Annotated in this window: 29 protein-coding genes and 1 tRNA gene; 5 read left to right on the top strand and 25 right to left on the bottom strand. The window is 71.3% G+C overall.

Going from position 1 to position 22,392, the window contains the following annotated elements; genetic code table 11:
• The first annotated feature begins 1 nt into the window (after window position 1).
• Window positions 2-78: transfer RNA gene (locus tag ABD108_RS08640), tRNA-Arg, on the top strand.
• A gap of 3 nt (window positions 79-81) precedes the next feature.
• Here the strand turns inward: ABD108_RS08640 and ABD108_RS08635 are convergent.
• Genes ABD108_RS08635 through ABD108_RS08620 form a run of 4 tightly spaced genes read right to left on the bottom strand, consistent with a single transcriptional unit; the run spans window position 82 to window position 3,860 of the window.
• A complete protein-coding gene (locus ABD108_RS08635; protein WP_343930045.1) occupies window positions 82-1,665 on the bottom strand; it encodes a VWA domain-containing protein in 1,584 nt (527 codons plus the stop codon).
• Window positions 1,666-1,696: 31 nt separating this feature from the next.
• The gene (locus ABD108_RS08630) at window positions 1,697-1,924 is read right to left on the bottom strand and encodes an antitoxin (RefSeq protein WP_220657997.1); all 228 of its coding nucleotides are present in this window, start codon (window positions 1,922-1,924) and stop codon (window positions 1,697-1,699) included.
• A 9-nt stretch (window positions 1,925-1,933) separates the two neighbouring features.
• Window positions 1,934-3,124 carry an MBL fold metallo-hydrolase gene (locus ABD108_RS08625; protein ID WP_220657996.1) on the bottom strand — a complete coding sequence of 397 codons (1,191 nt, stop codon included), beginning with the start codon at window positions 3,122-3,124 and terminating at the stop codon, window positions 1,934-1,936.
• 1 nt (window position 3,125) lies between these two features.
• On the bottom strand, window positions 3,126-3,860 hold the full coding sequence (locus ABD108_RS08620; RefSeq protein WP_220657995.1) for an enoyl-CoA hydratase: 735 nt from the start codon (window positions 3,858-3,860) through the stop codon (window positions 3,126-3,128).
• A gap of 23 nt (window positions 3,861-3,883) precedes the next feature.
• On the opposite strand from ABD108_RS08620, the gene ABD108_RS08615 reads away from it, so the two are divergent.
• Window positions 3,884-4,975, top strand: coding sequence for an NAD(P)-binding domain-containing protein (locus ABD108_RS08615; RefSeq protein ID WP_343930044.1), 1,092 nt, complete (start codon window positions 3,884-3,886; stop codon window positions 4,973-4,975).
• Here the strand turns inward: ABD108_RS08615 and eccB are convergent.
• Window positions 4,965-6,383, bottom strand: coding sequence for a type VII secretion protein EccB (gene eccB, locus ABD108_RS08610; RefSeq protein WP_220657993.1), 1,419 nt, complete (start codon window positions 6,381-6,383; stop codon window positions 4,965-4,967). The two genes, ABD108_RS08615 and eccB, sit on opposite strands and share 11 nt — an antisense overlap.
• 128 nt (window positions 6,384-6,511) lie before the next feature.
• Between eccB and ABD108_RS08605 the strand changes: the two genes are divergently transcribed.
• Window positions 6,512-8,005: a type VII secretion protein EccE gene (locus tag ABD108_RS08605; protein ID WP_343930043.1), complete on the top strand. Its 1,494-nt coding sequence runs from the start codon at window positions 6,512-6,514 to the stop codon at window positions 8,003-8,005.
• A gap of 58 nt (window positions 8,006-8,063) precedes the next feature.
• Here the strand turns inward: ABD108_RS08605 and ABD108_RS08600 are convergent, their stop codons facing one another.
• The 12 genes from ABD108_RS08600 to truA all read right to left on the bottom strand — a co-directional run bounded on the left by ABD108_RS08600 (window position 8,064) and on the right by truA (window position 16,112).
• Entirely contained in the window at window positions 8,064-8,363 is a 300-nt protein-coding gene (locus tag ABD108_RS08600) for a WXG100 family type VII secretion target (protein WP_343930042.1), read from the bottom strand.
• Window positions 8,364-8,394: 31 nt separating this feature from the next.
• The gene (locus ABD108_RS08595) at window positions 8,395-8,706 is read right to left on the bottom strand and encodes a WXG100 family type VII secretion target (RefSeq protein WP_343930041.1); all 312 of its coding nucleotides are present in this window, start codon (window positions 8,704-8,706) and stop codon (window positions 8,395-8,397) included.
• A gap of 69 nt (window positions 8,707-8,775) precedes the next feature.
• Window positions 8,776-9,492: an ESX secretion-associated protein EspG gene (locus ABD108_RS08590; RefSeq protein ID WP_305111051.1), complete on the bottom strand. Its 717-nt coding sequence runs from the start codon at window positions 9,490-9,492 to the stop codon at window positions 8,776-8,778.
• Window positions 9,489-10,499, bottom strand: coding sequence for a PPE domain-containing protein (locus tag ABD108_RS08585; RefSeq protein ID WP_220657988.1), 1,011 nt, complete (start codon window positions 10,497-10,499; stop codon window positions 9,489-9,491). Before ABD108_RS08585 ends, ABD108_RS08590 begins: the two co-directional genes overlap by 4 nt.
• 1 nt (window position 10,500) lies before the next feature.
• Entirely contained in the window at window positions 10,501-10,812 is a 312-nt protein-coding gene (locus ABD108_RS08580; protein ID WP_305111052.1) for a PE family protein, read from the bottom strand.
• A gap of 81 nt (window positions 10,813-10,893) precedes the next feature.
• A complete protein-coding gene (locus tag ABD108_RS08575; protein ID WP_220657986.1) occupies window positions 10,894-12,258 on the bottom strand; it encodes a WXG100 family type VII secretion target in 1,365 nt (454 codons plus the stop codon).
• A 2-nt stretch (window positions 12,259-12,260) separates the two neighbouring features.
• A complete protein-coding gene (locus ABD108_RS08570) occupies window positions 12,261-12,566 on the bottom strand; it encodes a type VII secretion target (RefSeq protein ID WP_220657985.1) in 306 nt (101 codons plus the stop codon).
• 28 nt (window positions 12,567-12,594) lie between these two features.
• Window positions 12,595-12,930: a YbaB/EbfC family nucleoid-associated protein gene (locus ABD108_RS08565; RefSeq protein WP_220657984.1), complete on the bottom strand. Its 336-nt coding sequence runs from the start codon at window positions 12,928-12,930 to the stop codon at window positions 12,595-12,597.
• Between the two features lie 2 nt (window positions 12,931-12,932).
• Window positions 12,933-13,232 (bottom strand): hypothetical protein, encoded by a 300-nt coding sequence (locus ABD108_RS08560; RefSeq protein ID WP_343930040.1) that lies wholly within the window; start codon window positions 13,230-13,232, stop codon window positions 12,933-12,935.
• 94 nt (window positions 13,233-13,326) lie between these two features.
• A complete protein-coding gene (locus ABD108_RS08555) occupies window positions 13,327-14,544 on the bottom strand; it encodes a type VII secretion-associated protein (RefSeq protein WP_343930039.1) in 1,218 nt (405 codons plus the stop codon).
• Between the two features lie 18 nt (window positions 14,545-14,562).
• Window positions 14,563-15,213 carry a DedA family protein gene (locus ABD108_RS08550; protein ID WP_220657981.1) on the bottom strand — a complete coding sequence of 217 codons (651 nt, stop codon included), beginning with the start codon at window positions 15,211-15,213 and terminating at the stop codon, window positions 14,563-14,565.
• 77 nt (window positions 15,214-15,290) lie between these two features.
• Window positions 15,291-16,112 (bottom strand): tRNA pseudouridine(38-40) synthase TruA, encoded by an 822-nt coding sequence (gene truA, locus ABD108_RS08545; protein WP_343930038.1) that lies wholly within the window; start codon window positions 16,110-16,112, stop codon window positions 15,291-15,293.
• Window positions 16,113-16,291: 179 nt separating this feature from the next.
• Here truA and ABD108_RS08540 point away from each other — a divergent pair, with 179 nt between their 5' ends.
• A complete protein-coding gene (locus ABD108_RS08540; RefSeq protein WP_343930037.1) occupies window positions 16,292-16,768 on the top strand; it encodes an SRPBCC domain-containing protein in 477 nt (158 codons plus the stop codon).
• Between the two features lie 98 nt (window positions 16,769-16,866).
• Here ABD108_RS08540 and rplQ read toward each other — a convergent pair whose 3' ends face one another.
• The 6 genes from rplQ to rpmJ all read right to left on the bottom strand — a co-directional run bounded on the left by rplQ (window position 16,867) and on the right by rpmJ (window position 20,463).
• Complete coding sequence (gene rplQ, locus ABD108_RS08535) at window positions 16,867-17,562, bottom strand: 50S ribosomal protein L17, sunset domain variant (protein ID WP_305111056.1); 696 nt, start codon at window positions 17,560-17,562, stop codon at window positions 16,867-16,869.
• A 34-nt stretch (window positions 17,563-17,596) separates the two neighbouring features.
• The gene (locus ABD108_RS08530; RefSeq protein WP_220657977.1) at window positions 17,597-18,655 is read right to left on the bottom strand and encodes a DNA-directed RNA polymerase subunit alpha; all 1,059 of its coding nucleotides are present in this window, start codon (window positions 18,653-18,655) and stop codon (window positions 17,597-17,599) included.
• Between the two features lie 85 nt (window positions 18,656-18,740).
• On the bottom strand, window positions 18,741-19,346 hold the full coding sequence (rpsD, locus tag ABD108_RS08525) for a 30S ribosomal protein S4 (RefSeq protein WP_220657976.1): 606 nt from the start codon (window positions 19,344-19,346) through the stop codon (window positions 18,741-18,743).
• Between the two features lie 21 nt (window positions 19,347-19,367).
• Window positions 19,368-19,781 carry a 30S ribosomal protein S11 gene (rpsK, locus tag ABD108_RS08520; protein WP_220657975.1) on the bottom strand — a complete coding sequence of 138 codons (414 nt, stop codon included), beginning with the start codon at window positions 19,779-19,781 and terminating at the stop codon, window positions 19,368-19,370.
• Complete coding sequence (gene rpsM, locus ABD108_RS08515) at window positions 19,781-20,152, bottom strand: 30S ribosomal protein S13 (protein WP_305111057.1); 372 nt, start codon at window positions 20,150-20,152, stop codon at window positions 19,781-19,783. Before rpsM ends, rpsK begins: the two co-directional genes overlap by 1 nt.
• A gap of 197 nt (window positions 20,153-20,349) precedes the next feature.
• Window positions 20,350-20,463 carry a 50S ribosomal protein L36 gene (rpmJ, locus tag ABD108_RS08510; protein ID WP_013127970.1) on the bottom strand — a complete coding sequence of 38 codons (114 nt, stop codon included), beginning with the start codon at window positions 20,461-20,463 and terminating at the stop codon, window positions 20,350-20,352.
• A gap of 239 nt (window positions 20,464-20,702) precedes the next feature.
• On the opposite strand from rpmJ, the gene ABD108_RS08505 reads away from it, so the two are divergent.
• Window positions 20,703-21,422, top strand: a complete 720-nt coding sequence (locus tag ABD108_RS08505) for a S1 family peptidase (RefSeq protein ID WP_220657973.1) — start codon at window positions 20,703-20,705, stop codon at window positions 21,420-21,422.
• An 80-nt stretch (window positions 21,423-21,502) separates the two neighbouring features.
• On the opposite strand, the gene infA is transcribed toward ABD108_RS08505, so the two are convergent.
• Both infA and ABD108_RS08495 read right to left on the bottom strand, forming a co-directional pair.
• Complete coding sequence (gene infA / locus ABD108_RS08500) at window positions 21,503-21,724, bottom strand: translation initiation factor IF-1 (RefSeq protein WP_005140011.1); 222 nt, start codon at window positions 21,722-21,724, stop codon at window positions 21,503-21,505.
• Between the two features lie 101 nt (window positions 21,725-21,825).
• Window positions 21,826-22,374 (bottom strand): NUDIX hydrolase, encoded by a 549-nt coding sequence (locus ABD108_RS08495; protein WP_343930036.1) that lies wholly within the window; start codon window positions 22,372-22,374, stop codon window positions 21,826-21,828.
• Window positions 22,375-22,392 lie beyond the last annotated feature (18 nt).

Genomic DNA, 22,392 nt, shown 5'->3' with positions numbered 1-22,392 from the left:
CGCCCTCGTAGCTCAGTTGGATAGAGCGGATCTCTCCTAAAGATCAGGTCGCACGTTCGATTCGTGTCGGGGGCACCAGGCCTACTTGGCCCGCTTGGCCACCGCCGTCACGAAATCGGTGAGCATCTGCTCCTCGGAGTCGGCCTCCTGAGCGGTGCCGCCCGTGGCGTCCGCGATCCGCTTGAGCGCCCCGAGATCGGCGTCCTTGCTGATGCCCACGGTGTGGATGTTCACCGGCCGCGCGGGATCGACCAGCGCGCGCAGCCGCGACACCAGATCGTCGAGCGACATGCCGCCCGGCTTCTCATCCGAACCGTCCGTGAGCAGGATCAGCGAGTTCGAGTACGCCGGGTCGAAGTTCTCCACCGCGCGCCGGTACGCGGCGAGGGTGGTGTCGTAGAGCGCCGTGGCGCCGCCGACCTTGCCGGGCAGCCCGTTCACACCGTCCAGCAGTGCCTGACGCTGCGATTTGTCGCCGCGCCGGGTGTCCAGCGGCGCCGTGGGCACGACCTCGGTCCAGTCGGGGCGGGTCGCCGTGCCGATGGAGAAGGTCCACAGGCCGACGGCGTTGGCGTCGGGGATCTGGGTGACCACCTTGGTGAAGCCGGAGGCCAGCATGCCGATCCGGGTGGTGTTGCCCGCCGAGTCGTTCATCGACCCGGAGGTGTCGACCACCACGAGCGCCTTGAGCGGCACGGCCAGGGTGGCGAAGGACTGTTCGGCCTTGGTGAGCTCGTCGGTGTTCGGTTCGGGCAGCGCGGTCACCTTGCCGACGCCGGCGGGCGGCGCGGGGCTCAGATCCTTGCCGCGCAGGCCCTCCTCGCCGAGCGCGACGATGCCCGCCTCCGAACCGAAGGCCTTGGCGAGGGTGTCGGCGCCCGTCTTCGCGTCGGTCGCGCGATCGCCGGACGCGGTGACCGTGAGCAGCAGATCGTCGCGCGGGGCGCCGGTCTTGGGCACCACCGCGGCCACCCCCGGCTCGTCCTTCTTGGCGGCGAGGTACGCGTACTCGGGGACGACCACGACGCCGCCCTGCGATTTCGCGGTCCGCACCGGATCGCCCGAGACGCGCTTGGCGGCCTGGGCGTACTGCGCGAGGGCGGCCGTGAGGGCCTGCCGGTTGGCGCCGGGTTGCTGGGCCTCGGAGACGCCCGCGGTGACGGGCGCCGAGGCGTAGGTGGAATCCGCGGGAACCGCGCGGATGGTGGCGGCCTGGAGTGCCTCCAGCCAGCTCGCCGGCTGGGGAATCGAGGCCCCGGCCAGCACGATCGGCGAGCTCGCCACCTCGGTGGCGGGCAGGTCGCGGCCCAGCTGGGCGGAGACCGCCGCGACCCGGGTGTGCGACGGTGCCAGCCACAGGTCGGGGGTCTCGCCGCCGCCCGTGAGGCTGCCCGCGACCTGAGCGTCGGGCACCTCACGGACGGTGTAGGTGGTGCATTTGTCGGCGACCGCCTTCGCCTCGGCACGGACGGCCGAGGCGAGGGCGGGGTCGGCCATCACCGTGTATTCGGACCGTTCGCCGCAGCTCGCGACCTTGCCGCCGAAGATGGCGACGAGACCGGCGACCAGCACTGCGACGAGTCCGATGCCGAGCGCGATCCGCAGGTAACTGCGGCCACGCGGAGTTGCCGCCGGCGCGGCGCCGGGGGCGTGATGACGACCCATGAGTCGATGACGCTACTTTCTCAATGAAGATCTACTGCTGGTCGGGCTTGGGCTGATCCGCCTGCGGATCGCGCGCCTCCTGCTCGACCTGGATCTCCTTGTCGTCGATGAACTTCTTGGCGGCATCCTGCGCCTTGTTCACCTGCTCGGAGAACTTGCCGCCGGTCTTGCTGTCGACGAAGTCACCCGCCTTGTCGATGATGCTCGGGTTCTTGCCCAGAGCGTCTTTGGCCTTGTTTGCGATGTCCTTGAAATCCATGGCCACAGGCTAGCCGACCTCGGTCCACCAGTCGCCACTGCTTCGCGTTCCCGAAGAATCTCCGCTGTGGTGATCTACCTGCGGGATCCTCCCCGCGGCCGCCGCGACACCGTCCACCCGGCCGCCCGGCTTCGGCACCACTGTGGTGATACCCGCCTCCCGCGCCGCGACCAACAGTCGCTCCACGGGCTCGGACCAGTCGTGGAAGGCGAGGTTGAAGGTGGCCCAATGCACCGGCACCAGCGGCGCTTTCGGCTTCGCGATCATCTGATGGATCGCGACCGCCTCCTCGGGGTTGGTGTGCACATCGGGCCACAGCGGGTCGTAGGCGCCGATCGGCAACAGCGTCAGATCGAAGGGTCCGAAGTGGTCGCCCACCAGCTTGAACCGCTCCGTGAAGCCGGTATCGCCGCCGAAGAACACGCTGTGCCCCTTGCCCTCGGCCCGCTGCCCGATCAGCGACCAGGACGCCCACTGCGTGGAGTTGCGGGTGAGGCCGCGGCCGGAGAAGTGCCGCGCCTCGGTGCACACCACCTTGAGCTCATCGGTGCCGCCGCGGCCGTCGTCCCGGCGGAGCGTGTGGCTCTGGTCCCAGTCGAGCTCGATGATCCGATCCTCGGGGACGCCCCAGGCGCGCAGGTGCCCGCCCACGCCGATCGGCACGCAGAAGGGCACGTCGCGGTCGCGGGTGAGCTCGTCGATCGTGGGCAGGTCGAGGTGGTCGTAGTGGTCGTGGCTGATGATCACCGCGTCGATCGGCGGCAGCGCACTGAGTGCCACGGGCACGGGGTGCAGCCGGGCGGGTCCGATGGTGGGCGACGGGGACACCCGCTCGCCCCACACCGGATCGGCCAGGACACGGAAGCCGTCGATCTCGATCAGTACCGAGGAATGGCCGTACCAGGTGACGGCCAGGTCGGCGGCGTCCACGGGACTCAGCGGCGCGACCAATGGGATGGGGCGTGACGGCCGGCCCTGGCCGTGGCGGGCGCGGCCGACCACGCCGCGCAGGATCTTCCCGGCGTCGAACCGCTCGTGCGGGCTGTCGGGATCGGAGTTGGTGTACACGGTGTCGGCCTGTGCACCCATCGAGCGCTTGAGGCCGCGGCCCGCGCGCAGCAGGTACACGCCGGTGGCGCCGAGCAGGCCGCCGCCCACCGTGCCCGCGGCCAGCGCGGCGGAACTCCGCCGGCGCGGCATGTCAGCGCCCCGAGAAGCGCGGCTCGCGCTTCTCGAATCGGGCCGTGAGCGCCTCGCGCAGATCCTCGGAGTCCCAGACGGCGTGCAGCCGGGCCTCGTCGTCCTCGGTGAGCGGTTCGCGGGCGACGTCGTTCTTGAACAGCGCCTTGTAGTTCTGCAGCGACAGCGGTGCCAGCCGGGTGATGCCGCGCGCGTATTCGAGGGCCGCCTCGCGGTCGCCGATGCGGTTGGCGAAGCCGAGCTGGGCGAGCTGCTCGGCGCCCAACTTCTCGGCGGCCATGAGCACGCTGCGGGCGTGGCCGCCGCCCACCAGGTCGACCAGTCGGCGCAGGGTCCACTTGTCGATGGTGACGCCGAGCTTGGCGGCGGGGATGGCGATGGTGGCGCTCGGGTCGAGCACGCGCAGATCGGCGACCATGGCCAGCTGCACGCCGGCGCCCACCGCCGGACCGTTCACGGCGGCGATCACGATCTGCTTCATGTCTTCGATCCGCTGGTACAGCCGGATGACCCGTGCCATGAAGTTCTTGTCGAGCACGGCGCCCGAGCGCAGGTCCGCCCCCGCGGAGAACACCGTGCCCTGCCCGGTGAGCACGATCACGAACGCCCCGTCTTCCTCCGCCCGGTCGATCGCGGCCTCGAAAGCCTCGATGAGCTCGGGGTTCAGTGCGTTCCGTGCCTCCGGGCGCTGGAACTCGATGACGGCGACCCGGTCCTCCAACGTGTATCCGATCATGGCCCGCAATCTACGCTACGGGGGTGAAGGATGTCGTTGTGGTCGGTGCTGGCCAGGCCGGTCTCTCGGCCGCCTACTTCCTCCCGAGGTTCGGGATCGACGATTTCGAGGTTCTCGATCACAACGCGGGTCCCGGTGGTGCGTGGCGGCAGCGGTGGCCCTCGCTCACGCTCAAGGCGGCGAACCACGTGCACGACCTGCCCGGCTGGGGTTTGCATGACGCGTTGGGCAACCAGTGCGACGACATTCCCGCCGCAACGGGCGTCGCCGAATACTTCGGCGAATACGAGAAGCGATTCGCGCTGCCGGTCCGCCGGCCCGCTCACGTCGCCTCGATCACCCGCACCGGCAACGCCGAGGCCCCGTTCCTGGTGTCGGGGACGGTGGACGGTGCGCCGTACGCCGAGCAGGCTCGTGCAGTGATCAACTGCACGGGCACGTGGGACCGGCCCTTCTGGCCCACGGTGCCGGGCGCCGCCACGTTCGCGGGGCGGCAACTGCACGCGCACGACTATCGGACCGCCGAGCCCTTCGCGGGGAAGACGGTGGCGGTGGTGGGCGCGGGCATCACCGCGGTGCAGTTGCTGCTGGAGATCGCGAAGGTGGCGCAGACGCGGTGGTTCACCCGCCGCGAGGTGCAGTGGGACGAGACCCCGTTCGATCCGGAGAAGGGCCGGCGCGCCGTGGCCCGGGTGGACGAGCGGGTGCGGGCGGGCCTGCCGCCCGGCTCGGTGGTCTCGGTGACGGGCCTGCCGATGAACGACGCGATGCGCCGCGGGATCGCCGACGGGATCCTGGTGCGGCGCCCCATGTTCGCCTCGCTGACCCCCGACGGTCCGATGCTGGCCGACGGTTCGCTGGTGCCCGCCGACGTGATCCTGTGGTGCACCGGCTTCCGGTACTCGATGGATCACCTGGCGCCGCTGAATCTGCGTGCACCGGGCGGCGGCATCGTGATGACGGGCCGCCTGGCCACCGAGGTGGCCGGGGAGCCGCGGCTGCATCTGCTGGGCTACGGTCCCTCGGCGTCGACCATCGGCGCGAACCGGGCGGGCCGCGAGGCGGCGAAGGCGGTCGCGGAGGCGATCGGCATTCGGGCGCCGGTCACCGACTGACGGTGATGCTCTTCCCGTCCCGAGTCATGGCAGCGGCCTTCGGATCGAGGTCCGGCCCCTCGGGCAGTGCCGACAGCACCGACCACGCGACCGGCCGCGCCTTGTGCATCAGCCCCAGCGTCTGGGCCACCTCGGCGTTCGGGATGCCGTAGCGGACACCGGAATCGGAGACGTAGAACAGGCCGTCCCGGCGATCGCCACCCGGCTGCGCCGCGAGCACGTACTCGCCGGTGCCCGGCGGTACGTACGCGAGATCCAGATCGTCACCGGCACCGTCGGCCCCGGCCAGCGTGACGGGCGTGCCCGGCGTGGGTGCCGCACCGAAGGTCCGCAGTTCGACGGTGCCGCCGCCCTTCCCATCGGCCCCGGCGGCGACGCAGGCGACCGGCGCGTCCTTGACCGTGCGCAGTTCGGGCCGCGCATCGGGCAGATCGCGGACGGGCACCGACCGCACCGTCTTCGCGGCGGCGACGGTGGCGGCGGGCACGGTCGCGATCGATGTGGCGGTGGTATCGCCCGCGCGGATCAGATCGGCCGCCCAGCGCCCGATCGGCTGCACGCCGTCGGCGAGCACCACGTACAGCCTGTCCCGATCGGCGTCGGCCACCTTCACCACATCGCCCACCGCCGCGTCCGGGATCGCGGCGGATCGCTGCCCGCGGCCGGCGATCTGCGGGACCGCCAGCGGATCGGTCTCCGCGAAGGCGTTGAGCAGGGCTGCGCTGACCGCCCGCGGCCGCGCACCGTCGAGCCCGGCGACCCGCCGGACCGCGGCATCGCCGAGGTCCACTGGCGCCCGCACACCGCCGAACAGCAGGTAGTTCGTGCCCTCGCGGGAGACGAGGACCGCACCCGAGTCCGCGGCACCGGTGGCCGCCGTAGTCACCAACGTGTCGAGGGTGTCGCGCGCTGCGGGCTTGTCCGCGGCGGCGGCCGTGGTCCGGTCGCACAGCAGCCACGGCGTGGCCCCGTCCTTCCACGCCGACGCCGGGCCGAGGATCTGTGCGGGGCCACCCACGATCCCCACCTCGGGACCGCGGCGGAAGCTCTGCAGCCGCTTGTCCTTGACCTGGGCGGGCTGGGCCGCCTCCCCCACCGCGAGCCGCGCCGAGGCCAGGCCCGTGACCGGGTACAGCACATCGTCTCCCCGCACGTACAGGGCACCGGACTCCTTGGCCAGCACGATCTTCGAATCGCCCACCGCGCCCTGCGGCCGGATCAGGGCGAGCACACCGCAGCCGCCGGTGATCACCAGAGCCAGGATGAGGCCCGCGATGAGCGACCGCGATTGCGAGGCCATCGGGTCCGAGATCATCCGTGGGTCGCGCCGCAGAAGCGCATGGTCCATTCGGCGCAGCACGAAGCGGTAGCCGCTCACCTGCGCGCGCGTGGTCAATTGACGTCGCATCGATTCGCCCCTCCCCCAAGGCGCACCGCGTCCGCTTTCCCCAAAGCAGACGCCGTTCCTCGCAGAATACGGTACTTTGCCACCAGGGCAGCGCGTTTCGGGGGAGACGGCTGGATCGGGGGAAGAAAATGGAACAGACCACGGGATTCACTCGCTCCGTGACCGGAGCGGTGCCCGCAGCGCTGGCCGCGCCCACCCGCTGGGAGCGGCACCGATGGCCCGCCGCCGGGGCGATCCTGCTCGCGGAGGCCTCGGCGGCGGTGGCCGGCCTGGGTACCGCCGCGGCAGGTGGGCCGCATTGGGCCGCGGGCCTCGCCGCGCTCACGGTGGGCGGTGCCGCCCTCACGCGGCGCCGCGGCACCTCGGCCGCGGAGTGGGCCACGGGCCGCCTGCGCCGGCCTGCCCGATCCACCCACGCCACTGCCGCGGCGCCCTATCCGGGCGGCGGGGACATCGGCATTCGGCACGAGAACGGACTGATCACAGCGGTTCTTCGGCCCACGATGGACGTTCCGCGGATCGTCGCCGTGCGCGGCCGGGACGATCCGTCACTCCCGCTGGACGTGCTCGCCCGGGTGCTGCGCCACGCCGACACCCCGGCCGCACGGATCGACGTGCTGCTCGCCGGGGGCCGCGCACCGTCGGGGCCGATCGCGCCGCGCACGCGCTATCAGATGCTGCTCGGACCGATCGCCCGCTGGGCGGTGAGCGATCTGCGGATCGCCGTCTCGATCGATCCCACGGCGTGCGCACCGGCCATCGCCCGCCGTCGCGGCGATGCTGCCGCCACCGCAGCGCTGGCCGCCCGTCGGGTCGCGGACGCACTTGCCGCGGAGGGCATCCCGACGCTCCCGGTGGGCTCGGCCGAACTGGCCTCGATCGTCATCGAGTCGCCCGAGGAAGCGGTGCACGCCGATCCGGACGCGCTCGCCGCGGGCGATCTCGACCACCTGCTGGGCCGGGCCGATCCCTTCGGCACCGCCGTCATCACCGTGCGCCCCGGCGATGTCCGGCGCGCGGGTGGCACTCCCGACGTCCGCGTCGAGGCGCGGCTGTACTCGAGCGGCCTGGTGCCGGGCGACGGTGACCGGAACGCGCACGCGGTCAGCGGAACCGAGCCCGCGCTGCGGACGCTGCACGTCCCCCTCGCGGGGTGCGGCCAGATGCTGGGCGCCGACACCACGGGCGGCCCCGTCTCCACACGGCTGCACGGCCCCGGCGTCCGCACGGTGTGGGCCTCGGTGGCCGACGATCCGGCCCGGCAACTCGTGGAACGCGCGGTGGCCACCGGCGCGCGCGTGCTCATCGTGACCGGCCGGCCCGCGCTCTGGGAGCCCCTGGTCGGTTGGGTCGATTCCCCGGAGGCGCTGTGGATCTCCGGGTGGCGCTACCCGCCGCACCTGGCGCACCTGAGTCCCGCCGACTACACGGTCACGGTGCTCGACGGGACCGCCTCCGGGCTCGCCCCGGGGTCCGTGGAGCCCACGGGCACCGTGTGGCGGATCGAGGGCCTGGGAATATCGCCGGTGATGGAGGCCGATGTGGTGCTGAGCCAGCCGCAGCCGGGCATGCTCACGGTGCGCACCACCGGCGGCGCGGCGACGGTGCGCCTGGTCGCCTGATCGAGGACACGACGAAAGGGGCCCGGCGACATGGTCGCCGGGCCCCTTCGCTGTGCGATCAGCCCTGCCAGTCGGCAGCAGCCCGCTGATTGGTGGCCTGCATGTTGTCCACCGCGTTGCCCGCCGCCGTCTGCACGGCCTTGAGCAGGTTGTTGATGTCCTCGAAGCTGCTGTTCCACTTCGTCTGGACCGCCTGGTACGCCGTGGCCGATTCCTCGTCCTGCCAGGCGTTGTCGAACTTGTTTTGCTCGGTGCGGATCGCATCCGCCTGCTGCAGCAGCGTGCCGTACTTGGCGTTGATGTCGTCGAGCCCACTGCGGATCGACGCGTAGTCGTACTTGATGAAGTCGTCGCTCATTGGTTCTCCCCCTTCGATTCCTGGTTGTCGATCACATGTTCAAGGTGGCGCCGCCGACCGACTGCAGGTCGGCCTCGCTCTGCGCCTCGGTGGTGCCGTAGCTGGTGGTGTTGCCCGCCAGCAGCGAGCTGATCTCGTTGATCGCGTTGTTCAGCTTGGCGCTGCTCTCGTCCCACCGCGTCATCACGGTGCGGAAGGCGATCTGGGCGGTGCCCGCCCAGGCGCTCTGCGTCATCTCGACGTCGGTGCGCAGCTGGCCCAGGACGGCGTTCATCTGCGTACCCAGATCCTCGAGCGAGCTCGCACCGGCCTTCATCGCGGCCAGTTCAGCTGATGTCCCCATAGTTCCTTCTCCTCCCGCCGGCTGGGCCGGCATCGTCGAGCTGCGCCCAGGTGGCGCAGCCGTCCCCCGCTACGGCATCCAGCCGCCCCCGGGAAGTTCTTCGCAGGCGCGTCGCAGCGCCCGGCCGATGCGGTGGGCGGTGCCCTCCGCGATGGCGATCCAACCCTCGCCCGGACCGTCGGTCGCCGTGAGTGCGACGATCCGGCCGGCCGGGCCGTCGATCACCGCCACCACCACTGCGATGCGCCGATCCCGCTCGTGGAAGGTGAATTCCACGCTGCGGCTCGACCGGGCGAAGGTGCGGCCGATCAGGCGCGCCGCCTCGGATTCGACGCCGATCCGGCGCAGTTCGGCCGCGATCTCGCCCGCGTCGCCGCCGCAGGCGAGGGCCGTACGCCCCGCTGCGGCCGGGAACGATGCGGCCACCGCCGGATCCGCTGCCGGCGCGGTGCCGATCAGCGGTTCGACGAGCCGCGCCAGCGTGCCGACCGAGCCGTCGCAGTACGGCAGGTCGACGTCCGCGGTTCCCGCGGCGCGCACCACCCGCGCGGTGAGCTCACCGGCACGGGCCAGACACAGCTTCGAATCGAGATCGCCGGTGGCACGGCCCTCCAGCCGGACCTCCGGCACGGCGAGCACACGCAGTGCGGTGAGCTCGTCGTCGGACAGGTCGGTCTCGGGCCCGGGTGGCGCCGCCTCGATCCGCGGATCGGGTGGCGACCAGAGGACCGGCGGAACCTCGGTGCCGAACCGGGATCGGAGGGCGGACACGGTATGGACGCTCACATGGCCTCCTCGACGAGCTCGTCGCCCTGGCCGCCGAGCACCCCGGGCGCGGTGTGCACCACGAAGGCCTCGGGCAGGTCGTCGTCCGATTCCGAGGGCACGGCGCCCGACGGGTGCGACTGGGCGCGATGACTCGCCGCGGCAGCGGCGCCGGCGCCCATCATCCCCGCGGGCATCATCGGGAAGCCCCGGCCCGTACCGCCGTTCGACGTGGTGGCCGCCGCGGGCCGGGTGGTGCTCCCGCCCTGATCGCGCTGCGGTGTGGTGGCCGCGTAGCCTCCCAGCGGTGCGGCCGGGACGCCCGCGCTCACCGCGCCGGCGCCACCGCCCTTGCCCGCACCGGTGGACTTGCCCGTGTTCTTCTCCCGCGAACGGTCGGTGGTGGCCAGCTTCGGCGCCGTGGTGAACTGCCACGACTTGCTCAGCGGCTCGGCCGCCTTCTCGAAACCGACCATCACCGCGGCCGCGGTGCCGTGCGCCTGCTGCTCCACCCGTTCGGAATCGGCTGCGGCACCGGCCAGCGCGGCCACCGCGGGATCGGCGCCGCCGGCCGCGGCTGCGGCCTGCGCGTTCTCCCGGTCGCTGCGGAGGCGTTCGGCGTCGGCCACCGAGGGCATGGCCCGCGAGGCCGTCTCGTACGCCGCGGCCTGGCCTGCGAGCTTGGCCGCGTACTCCGCGAGCTCGGCGGCGTGCTTGGCCAACCAGCGGGCGTAATCCGGCAGTGGGCCGGTGCGCCGACGGGCACCGGTGCTGTCCGCCGCCGTGCGTCGCTCGGTCTCGACCGCGCCGTCGAGCTGCACGATGATGCGATCGAGCGCGACCGCGGCGGCGCCGTACGCGGAGGCGAGGCGCGCCGTCTCCTGCGCCGCGGTGGAGAGCGGACGCGCCCCGGCGCCGCCGAGGAGATCCTCGGCGAGGCGTTCCGTGGGGCGTGAGTACCAGTCGACACCGGTGAAGCCCGGCGGCTGCGGGGCCTGCGGCGGCTGTGGGGCCTGCGGAGCGGGCACGTCAGATCTCCAGGCGCACCGTGGCTGCGAGTTCGGCGTCCTTCTGCTGCACTGTGTTCGCGTGCTTGTTCAGAGCCTCGCCGAGGGTGCGCAGGTCGTTCACCGCCGTCTCACCGAGGCGCCGCTGCGCGACGCCGATCTCGGAGGTGGTGCGCGCCACCGCGACCGACACCTCGTCGCGGCCGGTGGCGGCGGGTTCCGCGTGGGCGGCGAACCGCTCCTGCGCGCCACGCAGATCCTCGACGATCCTGTCGACCCCGCGCGCGATCTCGCGCACCTCCTGCAGATCCATGCTCAGCATGCCGTCACTCATGGTTCCTCAACTCCCCCCGAAGTCGTTCCTAGTCATTAGACGCACCGGGTGCCGGTGCGGTTCCGTCGGATCGGCGCACCGCTACAGGCGCAGTTCCACATCCGGCAGCTCATCGAATCCCGCGGACTCCGCATCCCCCACCACCTGCGGGCCGACCAGCGGGAGGTCGCCCACAACCTGCTCGCCGTTGTGCCCCGTCACGAGGTAGTCCGGCACGTTGTGGTCGGAGCCCTGGGTGGGCCGGGCGCCCGCCGCGGCCATCGGCATCATGCCGCCGCCGAGGCCGCCGCGGGTGACGACATCGCCGGCCGGGACCGTGCGTGCCCCGGCCTCCACGACCGGGGTGCGCGGCGCGGAGGCCTGCGGGCTCGCCGGGGAGAGCGCGGCATTGACCGCACTCGCCCCACCGAAGCCGCCGACGGCGCCGCCACCGCCACCGGACGCGCCGCCCGTCCCGGCGCCGCCGAGGCCACCCGCGGGATAGGTGCCGGTGGGCGTGGTGTCGGTACCGGTCGTGCCGAGGCCCGTCTCGTCCTTGCCCGCCTGGTTCTCGGCCATACCGCCGATCGCCTCGGCCGCCGAGCTCGCCAGACCCGTGGCGGTCTGCACCGCGCCGCTCACCGTGTCGGTCGCCAGCTTGCCGACCGCCGAGACCGCGCCCGTCGCGGCGGAGACCACGGCCGGGATCACGGTGCTCGCGACCTCCGCAGCCGCGGTCGCCGCGGCGGCCGGGGGCTGCGTGACCGGAACCTTCCGGCCCGCCGCGCCCACCTGAGCGGAGAGGCCGGACAACTGCCCCTTCACCCGGGACACCACGGCCAGAGCATGATCCGTGTGTTCCTGCGCCGCGGTCACCGCGGCGACCTGCCCGGGCGGCAGCCACAGGGACGGCCCCAGGGCCGCGATCACCGACATGAAGGAATCGATGATCGCCTGCAGTTCGGCCTCGCCCTGCCCCACCACGGCGGCCGCCTCGCCCACCGCGGTGGACAGCTCGGCCCCCTGTTCGGCCACCATGCCCGTGCCCGCCGCGGCCTGCATGCCCTTCCCGGTCGCGGCCGTCGCGGCCGGGCCCTGCCACACCTGGCTGAGCGAGCTGATCGCCTGCATCCCCGCGCTCATCCCCTGCTCCAACGCCTTGGAGGCACCGTCGAGCGCCTTCGAGGGGTCGAGACCGGAGAAGCTGCCGGAACCGAAGGTGGACAACAGGTCCGTCATCGGTTTGACCAGGCCGGCCACGTCGAATCCCGGGACCTGCGGCGCCTCCGGGACGCCCTTCGGCGCCTGCGGCAGCTCCTGCTGCGGCGGATTCTCCGGTGGCACCGGCACCGGTGGCAGCCCGAGCGCGGCGAGCACGTCGTTGACCGGGCGGTCCAGCAACGCACGGATCGCCGGATCGAGCTCGACACCCGGTGCCGTGGGGCCGGGTGTCACGGGTTCGGCCATCGCTACACCGCGGCGGACATCAGTCCGGCGGCGCCCGCGGCCTCGGTCGCCGTGTAGGCGGCCACCGTGGCGGTGGAAGAGGCGGCGATACCGGCGTAGACCGTCGCGAGCTCCGCGACCGACGTGGTGTAGCTGGTCTGCGCCGCGGTGAAGGCGGCCAGGAAGTCCTGGCCGATCAGGCCCAGGGCCGGATTGAGCGCCGCCACATTGGCTGCGGCGTTCACCGAACCCGCGGTCGCGACGGTGACCCCGACTCCCGCGTTCGCCGCACCGAATGCGGCGATCGCCGAATTGATGGCCATGAACATGGCATTCCCCCTCGAATCGATTGATCGTCTAGAAGTTGGACGCGCCGACGCGCGGTTCGGATCCCGGTTCGTCGAAATCGGTGTGGAAGCGCTCCATCACCGCGCCGCGCCGGGCCGCGACCTCCCGGGCCGCGACGGCGCAGGTGTCCACGATCCGACGGCCGAGGACCGCACCGCTGGAGCGCAGCGCCGACTCGGTGAGCGTGAGCCCGACGAGTGCGCAGACACCGTCGAGCTCCACCCGGACGGCGCCGTCAGGACTGGAGACCGTGACCCGGACGGCATCGAGTTCGTCTCGCGCCGTGCGCATCACGCCCAGCTGGTGCCGGACCCGGGCCTCGATCCGATCCATTTCCGCAGTCATGGTCAGCCCCTCCGCAGCCAGCTGCCGACATCGTCGTCCGGTTCCGCGGCCGGTGCTCGCGCCGGCGGTTCCGGGAGGCGCAGGGCCCGCAGCACGGGCTCGGCGACGCCCTCCCGTTCCAGCTGGGCGCGCCGCTGCAGGCCCGCGGACGTGGCCGCCTCGGCGCACAGGCGCACGATGGCATTGGCGAGTTCCTGCGGCTCCCGGCGCATTTCACCGGCCTCGATGCTGATGTTCAGCGGTGTGCCCTGATCGTTGGCGCGCACCCGCAGACCACCGTTGGTCGACGTGGCGATACTCATGAATCTCCCCCTGTCCGTGTCTCCCCCAAGACCCGAAGCTCCTTCACCGTAAACCCCGACGCGGCTTCGCGCGCGCCGAATCGGGCGAATCCCATCAATCCGGCCGCACCGATCCCACCGCCCGCTCGCAGGCACCGGCCAGCGGGGCGGCAGTGCGACCCGCCTCGCAACCCACGCTGAGCTGGGCATCCCCGGCAACCACCACGTACCAGTCCACCACCCGATCCGCCGCGAGGCGCTCGCGGTAGCCGATCACATCGCGGCCCGCGACGGACCCCGCCGGGTCCAGATCGGAGATGCGATGGTCGCCGCGCCGGTCCAGCTCCGACTTCAGTTCCGCGGCCACCGCGGCCTGATCGGTGGACGCGCGCAGGCGGGTGCGCACCACCGTGACCCGGCGGCCGTCGCCGGCCTGGGCGATACGCCGCCCCGGCGCGGGCTCGGTGATGTCCCACCCGCGCGGCAGGTCGACGACGGTGCCGTCGAAGGCCACCTGCACGAAGGACTCCGGCGGCGGTGCCGGGCGTTCGGGGGCGCCCGCGCCGCCGGTGCTCGGCAGGCAGGCGATCGCCGCGGCCGCGACGCCGGTCACGCCGGCCGCGGCCACCACGGCCCGTCGGACACCGCGCCGCCGTGGCTGATCGGCGATGGGCCGCGCCTCGAACTCGGGCTCGGGCTCGGACTCGGACTCGGACTCGGGCGCGGCGGGCCGCGCCAGCGCGGGAAGAAGGTCACCCGGATCGACCCGCACCACGCGCCACAGTTTCTGCGCGGCGAGCTCCTCCCGCACCGCGGCCTCCACGTCGGGCGGACCGTCGATCAGGGCCTGGTCGATCCGGTCGTCGAAGACGGCCCGCGCAGCGGCCGCGGGATCGGGATGCGAGGCGGCGGCCACCGGCAGCCAGCTGCCGTCGACGAGGTCGAGCACGTGCGCCTGCGCCACCGGGCCGCGGCATTCCAGGACCAGCGCTCGGCGGCAGTACAGCAGGCCGCCGCCGCGGACCAGCGCCTCGGCGCGGGACACGACTGTGGCATCGACACCGAGCGCGGCGGCACCCGCGGCGACGATGCCTCGGCGTGGCGCCCCGAAGACGGTGGGCGCGAGGATCGTCCACGCGCGCACCGGCGGCCCACCCGACACCGCCTCGGAGAGCCACGCCGCCCACCGGCGGGTGGCCTCGGCCGGCGCGACGAAATCCTCCACGTCGCCCGGGGCCGCGACGGTGCGCACGGCACCGTCGGGCCCACAGATGTACCAGTCGTCCCCCGCGCAGTCGATGACGATGCGCTCCGGGTCCCCCAACCCGATCATGCGACGCAGCGTAGCGCGCTAGCCCTCCGCGTGGGCGGCTTCGACACGTTCGCCCGCCGCCTCCGCGCGGCGGCGGGCCCGGCGACGGGTGATCACGGTGATGGCGATGGGCACGATGATGGTGATCGCCGAGCCGATGAACAGCACCTCGAGGTTGTCGCGGAGCAGCGGGATGCCGCCCAGGAAGTAGCCGAGCAGCACGATCCCGTCGCACCACAGCAGCGAGCCGATCACCGAGAACAGCGTGAACTTGCGGTGATCCATCCGCGAGAAGCCCGCGAGCACCGGGACCAGGGTGCGCACGATGCCGATGAACCGGGCGAACAGCACGGTGAACGGCCCGTATTTGTCGAAGAACTCGTAGGTCTTGTCCACGGGCCCCTGGCCGATGAAGTTCATCACCCGGCCGCGCATCACCTTCGGTCCGGCGTACCTGCCGATCGCGTAGCCGCATTGATCGCCGATGATCGCGGCGAGCGGCAGGAACACCAGCAGTTGCCACAGCTGCGCGAAGGGCTGCGGCTGCGCGGCGAAGATGCCCGCGGTGAACAGGATCGAGTCGCCCGGGAAGATGAAGCCCACCAGCAGGCCGGTCTCGATGAAGATCAGCACGATCAGACCGATCAGGCCCGCGGACCCGAGGAAGCCGGTGACGTCGAAGGGGTTCACGTCACCCGAGTATTCAGGGGCCCGGCTACGGGATCGTGAACTGCGGGAGAACGTCGTCTGCCCGCTGAGGAGATGCGTCAGTCGCCGCAGCAGCCGGCGGAGGGGCCGTCCACCTCGCGCCGCTCCCGAGTGATCAGGTTCCGCTCCGCGAGCTCGTGATCGGCGGGGTAGTCCACCCGCACCAGAGTCAGGCCGCAGGCGGCGGCCACGTTGATCGCGCTGGACCGCTCGCGCTCGTCGAGCAGCCCGGCGACCCACTCCACAGACCGTCTCCCCTCCCCGACGGCCGCGACGGCACCCACCAGGGACCGCACCATCGACCAGCAGAAGGCGTCGGCGGAGACCTCGGCGGTGCACACCCCGTCGGCGTCCCGGCGCCACGCGAAACGCTGCAGCTCGCGCACCGTGGTCGCGCCCTCGCGGCGACGGCAGAAGGCCGCGAAATCGTGCAGGCCGAGCAGGGCATCGGAGGCGGCCTGCATCCGATCGAGATCGACGGGGCGCCGCCACGGCGCGGTATCGCGGGCCCGCAACGGATTCGCGCCGTACACGGCATCGGTGAGGCGGTACTCGTAGTGCCTGCGCAACGCCGAGAACCGGGCGTCGAAGGCCTCCGGCGCCTCCGCGATCGCGGTGACCCGCACATCCTCCGGCAGCAACCGCGCCAGCCGGCGCACCAGGCCGTCGGGCAGCGCCACATCGGTATCGAGATGCGCGACCTGCCCGGTGGCGTGCACCCCCGCGTCCGTCCGGCCCGCAACGGTGAGCTGCACCTCGGTGCGCAGGATCGTGCGTAAGGACTCCTCCAGGACACCGCACACGGTGCGCCGCTCCGGCTGCCGGGCCCAGCCGCTGAAGTCGGTTCCGTCGTAGGCGATGTCGAGGCGATAACGAGTCATGACCGCAGCGATGCTACCCGCACCAGCTCGGGCCGACTATCCGGTGGACGCACCGTCGGTTCCCGCTGCCGCGCGTGCCATCCGCGGCCGGTAATCGGCCGCGGATGAGGCAGGCGGAGGGGAGAATCACCTGCCCGGAATCGGTGCGGCTCCGTGCCCTTCTGCGTAGCGTCGCGATCATGAGCGAAGCCACCTCCCAGACCGTCACCGTGATCGTCGAGGGCGTGCCGCCCGAGGCGCTGTTCGCCGCCCTCGCGCGGCCCGCGGCGCACGTGGCGGCCGACGGCTCCGGCATGCTCCGCGGGCTGTCGGAGGGCACGCCCGAGGTGATCACCGCCGCCGGCCAGACCTTCGGCATGGAGATGAGCGACGAGCAGGGCCGCCCCTATTCGGTGGACAACCACGTCTCCGCGTTCGAGCCGGGCCGCCGCATCGCCTGGCTCCCCGCGGGCCGCGGGCGCAGCCCGATCGGCGTCGAATGGTCGTGGGAGTTCACCCCGCAGGGCGATGGCACCCGGATCGACGTGACCTGCGACTGGTCCCGCGTCACCAGCGAGGCCTACCTCGCCCGGTTCACCCTGCCGCGGGTCTCCGCGGAGAAGGTGCGCGCCACCGTCGATGCCATGACGGCGCTCGCCGCCGACGAGCCGCGCTGACAAGCCCCATCGGACGGACCCACCCCGGCCCGGCCCGGCCCGGAAACGACGAAACCCGCCGGACCTTGCGGCCCGGCGGGTTTCGTGGTGTTGCTGACTTACTCCGAGTCGGCGTCGGTCTGCTGCGACTTCGGCAGCGAGTAACCGGCGGCCTCGGCGGCGGCGTCGTCGGCGAACCAGATCTCGGCCACGGTCGAGTCGAAGAACCGGGTGCCCGGCTTGTGGTACAGCTTCGAATCGGCGTTGCCCTTGATCGGGAAGCCCTCGGGCGCCTCGTTCGGGTCCTCCAGCGGCGCATGCGCACCGGCAGGGAGATCCGAATCCGACTTCGCGGGAGCGTCGTCGGCCTTGATCTCGTCGGCCTCGACGGCAGCGGCCTTCGCCGCGGCCTGCGAAGCGGCGACGCGAGTCGAGCGCGACGCCTCGGTGGCGGCGAGCTGCTCGGTCACGATCTCGATGACGGCCATGGGGGCGTTGTCGCCCTTGCGGTTCTCCGTCTTGATGATCCGGGTGTAGCCGCCCTGACGGTCGGCGACGGCCGGAGCGATCTCCGCGAACAGCACGTGCACGACGTCCTTGTTGCGGATCTCCTTCATGACCTCGCGGCGGTTGGCCAGCTTGCCGTGCTTGGCATGGCTGATCAGCTTCTCCGCGTAGGGACGCAGGCGCTTGGCGCGGGACTCGGTGGTCTCGATGCGGCCGTGCTCGAAGAGCGCGGTCGCGAGGTTCGCCAGAATGTGCTTCTGGTGCGAGGCCGAGCCGCCCATGCGGGCGCCCTTTGTGGGCCTAGGCATTGTTTCTCCTGTGGGGGTTTACGAGCTCTTCAGCTCAGAGCTGCTCGGTCTCGGCGTAGTCCTGATCGCCATCGGCATCACCCGAGAACGACGGCTCGTCGCTCCAGGTACCGGTGGCCGGGTCGTACCCGTCGACCTGCGACGGATCGAACGACGCGGGGCTGTCCTTGAGGGCCAGACCCAGCGCGTGCAGCTTGACCTTGACCTCGTCGATCGACTTCTGACCGAAGTTGCGGATGTCGAGAAGGTCGGACTCGGTGCGGGCCACGAGCTCGCCCACGGTGTGCACACCCTCGCGCTTGAGGCAGTTGTACGAGCGCACCGTCAGGTCGAGGTCCTCGATCGGCAGCGAGAACGCCGCGATGTGGTCGGCCTCAGCCGGCGACGGTCCGATCTCGATGCCCTCGGCCTCGACGTTGAGCTCGCGCGCCAGGCCGAACAGCTCGACCAGGGTCTTGCCGGCCGAAGCCAGCGCGTCCCGCGCGGTCATCGAGTTCTTGGTCTCGACGTCCAGGATCAGACGATCGAAGTCGGTGCGCTGCTCGACACGGGTGGCCTCCACCTTGTAGGTCACCTTGAGCACGGGCGAGTAGATCGAGTCGACCGGGATACGGCCGATCTCGGCGCCCGAGGCCTTGTTCTGCACGGCCGGCACGTAGCCGCGGCCTCGCTCGACGACGAGCTCGATCTCGAGCTTGCCCTTGTCGTTCAGGGTGGCGATGTGCAGATCGGGGTTGTGCACGGTGACCGACGCCGGGGGAACGATATCGCCCGCGGTGACGGCGCCCGGGCCCTGCTTGCGCACGTACATGGTGACCGGCTCGTCGTCCTCCGACGAGACGACCAGGCCCTTGAGGTTCAGGATGATGTCGGTGACATCCTCCTTCACGCCGGGGACCGTGGTGAACTCGTGCAGCACGCCGTCGATGCGGATGCTGGTCACGGCCGCGCCCGGGATGGACGACAGCAGCGTGCGGCGGAGCGAGTTGCCCAGCGTGTAACCGAAGCCCGGCTCCAGCGGCTCGATGACGAACTTCGACCGAGCCTCGGAGATGACCTCTTCGCTGAGAGTGGGTCGCTGCGAGATGAGCATTGAGTATTTCCTTCTCTCTGGGCGTCCGCTATTTGACGCCCGTAGAAGGCCGCCGGCGGCGAATCCGCCGGCGACCCTGCACTACTTACTTCGAGTAGTACTCGACGATGAGCTGCTCCTGGAAGGGCACGACGATCTGCTCACGCTCGGGCACGCGGTGCACGAGGATGCGCAGGGTCGACGGGACCACCTGGAGCCATGCCGGAGCGGTGCGCTCGCCGACGGTCTCACGCGCGATCTGGAACGGCGTGGTGCCGAGCGACTTCGGGCGGACGTCGATGATGTCGTACTGCGAGACGCGGTACGAGGGAACATCCACGCGGACGCCGTTCACCGTGAAGTGACCGTGGGTCACCATCTGGCGAGCCTGACGACGGGTGCGCGCCAGGCCGGCGCGGTACACGACGTTGTCGAGACGGGTCTCGAGGATCTGGAGCAGGGCGTCGCCGGTCTTACCCGAGGCGGTCTTGGCCTCCTGGTAGTACCGCGAGAACTGCTTCTCCATCACGCCGTACAGGAAGCGGGCCTTCTGCTTCTCCTTGAGCTGCAGCAGGTACTCGCTCTCCTTGACCCGGGCGCGGCCGTGCTGGCCGGGCGGGTAAGGACGACGCTCGAACGCCTCGGAGCCGCCGACGAGGTCGACGCCCAGACGACGGGACTTACGGGTGACAGGGCCGGTATAACGAGCCATGGTTTCTCTCTCCTACCTTCCCTAGACCCGGCGCCGCTTGGGCGGACGGCAGCCGTTGTGCGGCTGAGGGGTCACATCGGAAATGGTGCCCACCTCGAGGCCGGCGGCCTGCAGCGAGCGGATGGCGGTCTCACGGCCCGAGCCGGGGCCCTTGACGAAGACGTCGACCTTCTTGACACCGTTCTCCTGCGCCTTGCGGGCAGCGCTCTCGGCAGCGAGCTGCGCGGCGAACGGGGTGCTCTTACGCGAACCCTTGAAGCCGACGTGGCCCGACGACGCCCACGAGATGACGTTGCCGGCGGGATCGGTGATCGAGACGATCGTGTTGTTGAACGTGCTCTTGATGTGGGCGTGGCCGTGCGGGACGTTCTTCTTTTCCCGCCGACGCGAAGCGCCCTTCTTGGCGCCGGAAGCGGCGCGCGACTTCGGAGGCATTACTTCTTCTTTCCGGCGATGGTCTTCTTCGGACCCTTACGGGTGCGAGCGTTGGTCTTGGTGCGCTGGCCACGCACGGGCAGGCCACGACGGTGGCGGATGCCCTGGTAGCACTGGATCTCGATCTTGCGACGGATGTCGGCCTGCACCTCACGGCGCAGGTCACCCTCGACCTTGTAGTCCGTGCCCTCGATGAAGTCACGGAGCTTGGTCAGGTCCTCGTCGCTGAGGTCCTTGCTGCGCAGATCCGGGCTCACGCCGGTGGCGTCCAGAATCTCAGTCGCGCGGGTACGGCCGATGCCGTAGATGTAGGTCAGTGCGATCTCCATGCGCTTCTCGCGCGGGAGATCGACACCCATAAGACGTGCCATGTCTGGCTGTTTCCTTCTTCTTCGTCGGAGGTCTGCTCCCCGTCCGTCCTCGCGGGTTCCGGCGCTTTCACGCCGGCCGAGGCCCCGGCCTCCGAGCCGGGGGTCCTACAGGGGCTCGTATGCCCCCGCTGGTGCGGAGAGTTCATGTACTGCAGTTCAAGCGGCGAACCGCTCAAAGCGCTGACGATCCTGGGCGATTAACCCTGACGCTGCTTGTGACGCAGGTTGTCGCAGATCACCATGACCCGACCGTTACGGCGGATCACCTTGCACTTCTCGCAGATCGGCTTGACGCTGGGGTTGACCTTCACGTCAGTCCTATCCCTTGTGTTCAGTGTTTTCCGGCGCTGCACCGGGTACTCCGGCACAGCGTCACGGCGCACGCGGGAACCCGCGCACGCACGCGATGATCCAGTCTACGCGCCGATGGCCGCGCGCCCAAATCGTCGGAGGTCGGAGCCGTGCTAATCTCGGATTCGCCATCGCACAGCAGGACATTCCTATCCCGCCGCTGTGGCTTGACGACCCGTTGAAGACGTAAAGGACCAGCATGTCGCTCTCCCTTGCCCGCCGCCTCGGGGTCGCCGCCACCGCGACGATCGGTGCCGCGACCTCCGTGCTCATCGCCGCCGGTCCCGTGAACGCCGCCCCGATCGTGATCGGCCCCGGCTCCGAGATCGACGTGGTGCAGAAGGAGACCGCGCAGGGCATCGAGGTGCAGGCCTGCACGCTCGGCGTCATGGCCCTCACCCCGGACGGCCGCCGCGTGGGCGTGACCGCCGGGCACTGCGGCAACGCGGGCCAGACGGTGGCCGTGCCGGTCCCCGGCCGCGACCGCACCATCGCCGAGGTCGGCAAGGTCGAGAAGTCCGCCGCGCCGCGGATCTCCGCCGACGACCGGGTCGTCGACCCGAACGAGCCCGACTGGGCCACCCTCTCGTTCAAGCCGGGCGTTCCGCTGGTGAACCGGCAGGGCACCGTCCAGCCGCGCACCGTGGGCCGCGCCGTGGTCGGCGACAAGGTGTGCCGGCAGGGCCGCACCACCGGCTGGCAGTGCGGATCGGTGATCGACGTGGCCGGCAACCGCATCCTCTCGGACGTGCGCAGCGATCACGGCGACAGCGGCGGCCCGCTCGTGCGCCTGAACGACGGTGCCGTGCTCGGCATCGCCACCAGTTCCTTCAAGGACGGCAGCTCGGCCGGCCAGTCCCAGTACCTGGACCTCGGCTTCATCTTCGGCGCGGCCGGCGGCCTGCGCCTGGCCGTCTGACCGGCGGGGCACCAGGCCCCGGAGACGAGAAAAGGCCCACCCCGCCGGGGTGGGCCTTCGTCGTCTGCGCGACTACCGGATCACTTGTACCGGTAGACGATGCGCCCGCGGGTGAGGTCGTAGGGCGAGAGCTCCACGACGACCCGGTCCTCGGGCAGAATACGAATGTAGTGCTGCCGCATCTTGCCGCTGATGTGGGCGAGAACCTTGTGCCCGTTCTCCAGCTCGATGCGGAACATTGCATTGGGGAGCGGCTCGACGACGCGGCCCTCCACCTCGATGGCTCCGTCCTTCTTCGCCATACCCTCCACGATCCTGTGTCTTCGTCCCGGCGCCGGTTGCGCCCGGGGTGCGGGCTCGATCATCACTGACGAACGCCGCGCTACCTGCCCATTCTACGCGCTCACGACTCGTCGGACGAATCCTGGCCCAAACCCGCGCCGGGCGGCGCCCCGTCGGTCACCAGGTGCAGGGCCGTCTGCACCGAATCCGGAACGAAGTCGCCGGGGTCGTCCGCCACGGCCGCGAGGAGCTCGGCGCGGGTCATCCACTCGCCGCCGGCCACCTCCTCGGGCTGCCAGACGATGGGCCCGTCGTAGGTGCACACGTACTGGAAGCACACGAACCTGGTGACCGCGTCGATGTAATCGGCGGTGCCCACCCGCAGCAGCGGGACGCCGTGCACGCCGAGTTCCTCGAAGGCCTCACGGGCGGCACCGTCGTCCGGCGACTCCCCCGCCAGCAGCACCCCGCCCGCGCAGAAGTCGCGCAGCCCCGGGTAGACGTCCTTGACGGGGGTGCGCCGGTGCACGTAGATCCGGCCGGCCGGGTCGAAGACCAGGATCGCGGTGGTGGCGTGGCGCAGGTTCCCCGCGCGGACGCGGGCGCGCGTGGCGGACCCGTCCGGGCGCCCCGCGTCGTCGTAGAGCGCCACCACCTCGTCGTCGACCATTTCCCTACTGTATGAGCC

The organism is Tsukamurella strandjordii (genome assembly GCF_039525985.1).
GTDB lineage: Bacteria > Actinomycetota > Actinomycetes > Mycobacteriales > Mycobacteriaceae > Tsukamurella > Tsukamurella strandjordii.
The sequence above is the reverse complement of the archived record's forward strand: the minus strand, read 5'-3'. Positions and strand labels throughout refer to the sequence as shown.

What these genes read in the sequence shown, in the direction of transcription:
- rplQ (WP_305111056.1), bottom strand. Translation starts at nt 17,562, where the DNA reads ATGCCTAGGCCCACAAAGGGCGCCCGCATGGGCGGCTCGGCCTCGCAC.
- infA (WP_005140011.1), bottom strand. Translation starts at nt 21,724, where the DNA reads ATGGCGAAGAAGGACGGAGCCATCGAGGTGGAGGGCCGCGTCGTCGAG.
- truA (WP_343930038.1), bottom strand. Translation starts at nt 16,112, where the DNA reads ATGACTCGTTATCGCCTCGACATCGCCTACGACGGAACCGACTTCAGC.
- ABD108_RS08505 (WP_220657973.1), top strand. Translation starts at nt 20,703, where the DNA reads ATGTCGCTCTCCCTTGCCCGCCGCCTCGGGGTCGCCGCCACCGCGACG.
- ABD108_RS08620 (WP_220657995.1), bottom strand. Translation starts at nt 3,860, where the DNA reads ATGATCGGATACACGTTGGAGGACCGGGTCGCCGTCATCGAGTTCCAG.
- ABD108_RS08555 (WP_343930039.1), bottom strand. Translation starts at nt 14,544, where the DNA reads ATGATCGGGTTGGGGGACCCGGAGCGCATCGTCATCGACTGCGCGGGG.
- ABD108_RS08605 (WP_343930043.1), top strand. Translation starts at nt 6,512, where the DNA reads ATGGAACAGACCACGGGATTCACTCGCTCCGTGACCGGAGCGGTGCCC.
- rpsK (WP_220657975.1), bottom strand. Translation starts at nt 19,781, where the DNA reads ATGCCTCCGAAGTCGCGCGCCGCTTCCGGCGCCAAGAAGGGCGCTTCG.
- ABD108_RS08600 (WP_343930042.1), bottom strand. Translation starts at nt 8,363, where the DNA reads ATGAGCGACGACTTCATCAAGTACGACTACGCGTCGATCCGCAGTGGG.
- ABD108_RS08530 (WP_220657977.1), bottom strand. Translation starts at nt 18,655, where the DNA reads ATGCTCATCTCGCAGCGACCCACTCTCAGCGAAGAGGTCATCTCCGAG.
- ABD108_RS08625 (WP_220657996.1), bottom strand. Translation starts at nt 3,124, where the DNA reads ATGCCGCGCCGGCGGAGTTCCGCCGCGCTGGCCGCGGGCACGGTGGGC.
- ABD108_RS08630 (WP_220657997.1), bottom strand. Translation starts at nt 1,924, where the DNA reads ATGGATTTCAAGGACATCGCAAACAAGGCCAAAGACGCTCTGGGCAAG.
- rpsD (WP_220657976.1), bottom strand. Translation starts at nt 19,346, where the DNA reads ATGGCTCGTTATACCGGCCCTGTCACCCGTAAGTCCCGTCGTCTGGGC.
- eccB (WP_220657993.1), bottom strand. Translation starts at nt 6,383, where the DNA reads ATGCGACGTCAATTGACCACGCGCGCGCAGGTGAGCGGCTACCGCTTC.
- ABD108_RS08495 (WP_343930036.1), bottom strand. Translation starts at nt 22,374, where the DNA reads ATGGTCGACGACGAGGTGGTGGCGCTCTACGACGACGCGGGGCGCCCG.
- ABD108_RS08560 (WP_343930040.1), bottom strand. Translation starts at nt 13,232, where the DNA reads ATGAGTATCGCCACGTCGACCAACGGTGGTCTGCGGGTGCGCGCCAAC.
- ABD108_RS08570 (WP_220657985.1), bottom strand. Translation starts at nt 12,566, where the DNA reads ATGTTCATGGCCATCAATTCGGCGATCGCCGCATTCGGTGCGGCGAAC.
- ABD108_RS08565 (WP_220657984.1), bottom strand. Translation starts at nt 12,930, where the DNA reads ATGACTGCGGAAATGGATCGGATCGAGGCCCGGGTCCGGCACCAGCTG.
- ABD108_RS08635 (WP_343930045.1), bottom strand. Translation starts at nt 1,665, where the DNA reads ATGGGTCGTCATCACGCCCCCGGCGCCGCGCCGGCGGCAACTCCGCGT.
- rpsM (WP_305111057.1), bottom strand. Translation starts at nt 20,152, where the DNA reads ATGGCACGTCTTATGGGTGTCGATCTCCCGCGCGAGAAGCGCATGGAG.
- ABD108_RS08580 (WP_305111052.1), bottom strand. Translation starts at nt 10,812, where the DNA reads ATGAGTGACGGCATGCTGAGCATGGATCTGCAGGAGGTGCGCGAGATC.
- ABD108_RS08540 (WP_343930037.1), top strand. Translation starts at nt 16,292, where the DNA reads ATGAGCGAAGCCACCTCCCAGACCGTCACCGTGATCGTCGAGGGCGTG.
- ABD108_RS08595 (WP_343930041.1), bottom strand. Translation starts at nt 8,706, where the DNA reads ATGGGGACATCAGCTGAACTGGCCGCGATGAAGGCCGGTGCGAGCTCG.
- ABD108_RS08575 (WP_220657986.1), bottom strand. Translation starts at nt 12,258, where the DNA reads ATGGCCGAACCCGTGACACCCGGCCCCACGGCACCGGGTGTCGAGCTC.